The organism is Dyadobacter sp. (genome assembly GCF_051859145.1).
Taxonomy (GTDB): Bacteria; Bacteroidota; Bacteroidia; order Cytophagales; family Spirosomataceae; genus Dyadobacter.
The window spans coordinates 1-3,419 of the sequence record NZ_JBHYGF010000418.1 but is presented as its reverse complement, the minus strand read 5'-3'; the positions used below and the strand labels follow the sequence as shown (position 1 = coordinate 3,419).

5 protein-coding genes are annotated in these 3,419 nt (G+C 44.9%); all 5 read right to left on the bottom strand.

All coding sequences use genetic code 11. The annotated features are described in order from the left end of the window. Positions 1-600, bottom strand: a 600-nt coding sequence (locus tag ACTIE6_RS20715; protein WP_439558448.1) for a multinuclear nonheme iron-dependent oxidase, incomplete at its 3' end; no start/stop codon positions are given. 12 nt (positions 601-612) lie between these two features. Continuing rightward, entirely contained in the window at positions 613-765 is a 153-nt protein-coding gene (locus ACTIE6_RS20710) for a chryseobasin-related MNIO class RiPP peptide (protein WP_439558447.1), read from the bottom strand. 136 nt (positions 766-901) lie between these two features. Beyond that, positions 902-1,561 carry a hypothetical protein gene (locus tag ACTIE6_RS20705; protein ID WP_439558446.1) on the bottom strand — a complete coding sequence of 220 codons (660 nt, stop codon included), beginning with the start codon at positions 1,559-1,561 and terminating at the stop codon, positions 902-904. Between the two features lie 94 nt (positions 1,562-1,655). Next, positions 1,656-2,222 (bottom strand): hypothetical protein, encoded by a 567-nt coding sequence (locus tag ACTIE6_RS20700; RefSeq protein ID WP_439558445.1) that lies wholly within the window; start codon positions 2,220-2,222, stop codon positions 1,656-1,658. A 107-nt stretch (positions 2,223-2,329) separates the two neighbouring features. Next, positions 2,330-3,094: a 3-keto-disaccharide hydrolase gene (locus ACTIE6_RS20695; protein WP_439558444.1), complete on the bottom strand. Its 765-nt coding sequence runs from the start codon at positions 3,092-3,094 to the stop codon at positions 2,330-2,332. Between the last annotated feature and the right edge of the window lie 325 nt (positions 3,095-3,419).

Below are 3,419 nucleotides of genomic sequence, written 5' to 3'. Positions count from 1 at the left end.
AAATGAAAGGAAGTCTCCAAAATCAAGATCAAAATTGTGGCATTGACAATACAGGTTGTGCAGGTCAAGGATAATGAAGCCGTTGACACTTTCTACCAATTGACCGAGAAACTCCCCGTGCCTTTTTACTTCATCCAGCAAATAGGAAAAAGCCAGGTTTTCTAAACCTACCGGACAATTGCATGCATTCTGAATGCGCGCCAGTCTATCTTTTCCAATAGCCAGTGTTGATGCATTAAAGGGAATACCGAGCGGCGCGCCTTTGTGAAAATCATCGCCGGTCATAAAGCCGAAGTGCTCGGTAATGTGATCGAACTGAAACTGGCCGCAGAGCCTGCCAAGCTGATCAAGCCAGTTTTGCTGCTCTGCCGACCATTTTCCTGAAAACAAGGAGAAGTATACGCCATGACCGATCAGCCTGTTCTGGTCACTGAATTCTTTTATAAAATCAGTAAACCATTCAGGTATCACGTTCACCTTGAAAAGAGCATCGAAAGACCATTCGATGGCTTCCACCTTTTCCATTTCAAATAAAGGAATAGACGCTTGCAGAATGTGCGCGTCGAGGTTGCAGGCGATTGTGGAAAATATTTGCGGCATAGGGAGTAAAGATCAACCCATTCCGCAGCCGGGACAATAATCCAGGGTGCGTGTTTTCGCCTTTTTCTCCTTTCCTGGTTTGATATCAATGTCGGCGCAAGCGGTAATTGTGCTCAATGCGACTGCCACTGCAACTGCCTGAAGTACTGGTTTGGAAATTTTCATAACATATATAGATAAGGTGAACCGGAATATATACCAAGATGAAAATCAGCCGTAATCCGTTGTAACCGAAGTAAATTTTAAATGCAAAATGCCCGACCTGAGACCGGGCATTTTATATTATGCTTTTTGAGATTGCCTAACCGCCAAACAACCTGGCCCAGAAACCTTTGGCCTTCGTTTTGGTTTCCACATACTTTTCGGAAGCTGCTTCTTTCAGCTCTGCCAATTCTTCCTCCGCTTTGGCTTTCAGTTCAGCAGCTATAATCTGCGCTTCTGCGAGCTTTTCAGCGGCTATTTCTTTGGCTTCCTCGTAAGCTTCGGCAGCATCTTCTTTGAGATCCTCATACTTGTCAATTGCCGCTTCTTTCAGGTCCTCAGCTTTTTCCGACAAATCTTCGTAAATCTCACCCGCCTTATCCTTTCCAGCCGCAATGCCCAGTTCAACTTCATTTTGCAGACCTGCAATTGCAGATTTAGCGTCTTCCGTTTTCTCTTCTGCTACCTCCTTTACTTCCTCAACTTGCTCGCCCGCCGCCGCTCTCACTTCCTCCACTTCAATGGTCGCTTCTTCTTCCAGCTCTGCAATGGACTCTTTGCTTTCTTCAATGGCGGTTTCAGCTTCGGCTTTCAGGTCGTCGGCTGTTTCGTAAATTTCTGTTTTGATACCGTCTGCGTCTCCTCCTGCCTCCTCCACGATCTCCTCTCTGGCTTCTGCTGTTGCAGTATTGAGTTCCTCTCTTGTAGTTTCCAGCGATTCTTGTGCATCTTCCGGAAGTGGTTTGTCGTTTTCGGGCATGGGATAAACAGGTTTAAGGTTAAACAATTGAAACTGTAAGGGTTGTAAGCTACAAAGGAGTTTGGATGTTACAAACAAATGGACTTGCTTTCTTTCACTCTAACCTTCTAACCATCAAATTTTTAACCAGCTCATAAAACGGCTCCGGCTGCAATGTGCGCCAGTTGCCGATGTGCAAAGTCCCGCCGAAATTAATGTAGTAATCCAGCCTGAACTTCTTCCATTGCTCTTCCACGTGCTCCCGGAAATTGACTGCGGCAATCCACCCGTCTTCGATATCATCAAACCATTCAGCATAGTAATCATCCTCGCTGCCGTGAAAATCTAGCAGGTTTTCTCCCATTAATATAAACTGGTTGATCCCCTCGTCCACGAGCGGGTCTACTACCTGCCTTTTGAAAAACATGATATCGTTGTGCAGCGTGTCGTTCCATTCGCCAAATACCTCGATCACTGCGAAACGCTTTTTGTAATCAGCAAAAATAATCTTCACATACAGCGTTTCCGAACCTATTTCGTCCCAGAGCGGGTGGATATAGTAGCCGTAAATCGCATTTTCATAATAGTCCAGATTGTAAGTCCTGCCGAAAAAGGGCGACTTCTCATCGTGACTTGCCACATAATGTTTTTCCCAGTTATAATAGGGTTCTATCTCCTGCATAATCGCTCCTTGAATTGGGTACTTACTTTATTTATTACAAAACAAAAAAGGCTCAAACGATGTTTTAAATCGTTCAAGCCTCTTCAATTATTATACCCGTTTGTTTATTATAACTCGCGGATCCAGACGTTGCGGAAGCTCGTCGTATTGTTGTGGTCCTGCAATTTAATAGGTCCTTTTCCGTGCGGCTCAATCGTAGGCTGACCTATGTAAGGTGTTGTACCCTGGATCATCGTGTGGTTTTGCACCAAAACTCCATTGTGGATCACGGTAATGTAAGGCGGGATCGTCATTTGTCCGTCTTTATTGAAATGCGGCGCAGTGTAAACCACATCGTAAGTCTGCCACTCGCCTGGCCCAACAGAAGCATTTACCAGCGGCATGGTTTGCTTATAGATTGAACCCGCCTGTCCGTTTGAATAAGTTGCATTGTTGTAGCTGTCGAGTACCTGCAATTCATAAATTCCCTGCATAAAGATCCCGCTATTACCACGTCCCTGTCCGTTTCCGTCCACTTTCGCTGGTGTTCTCCATTCAATGTGAAGCTGGTAGTCACCAAAAGTCTGCTTAGTCTGGATATCTCCTGATTTGGGAGCTACTGTCATCGCGCCATCGGCAACTGTCCACGGAGCAGCCGATTTTCCATCTTTTCCTGAAACCCACGCGTCCAGGTTTTTTCCGTCAAAAAGTACGATTGCGTCAGAAGGCGCGGTGAAACCTGATACCGCTGCATTGCTTTTACCTGGCGTTACCACACGTGGAACCGGGCTCCACAATTCGCTTGATTCAGGAGTTTGTTTCGCAGGTTGAAGTTGTGCATGAGCAGCAAACGCCGTAGCCAGGCTAAACGCGGTAAGAAATAATTTTTTCATTTTAAAAATAAACTTTTTAGTCAGATAAAACTGATTGAAAAATGCGTGAGAACGCACCGAATACCAAAAGCAGGCAAGCTCGCGATTCTCATCTAATTAAATGCAATTTTACCAATACTTATCACGTAATTTGCACGCGATTCGGCGACCTACGGCCGGTATTTAATCAAAAACCTACCAAGCTTACCCAAGTATGTTTAAAATCAAATGTTCGTTTTTACAGTTAATCGTTTGTGGCATAGCGGTTATTGTAAGTCAATCTGCTTATGCCCAGCAACCTATTCCTCTTGACAATCTCAGTGCATTTACCACCAAATCCGATAAC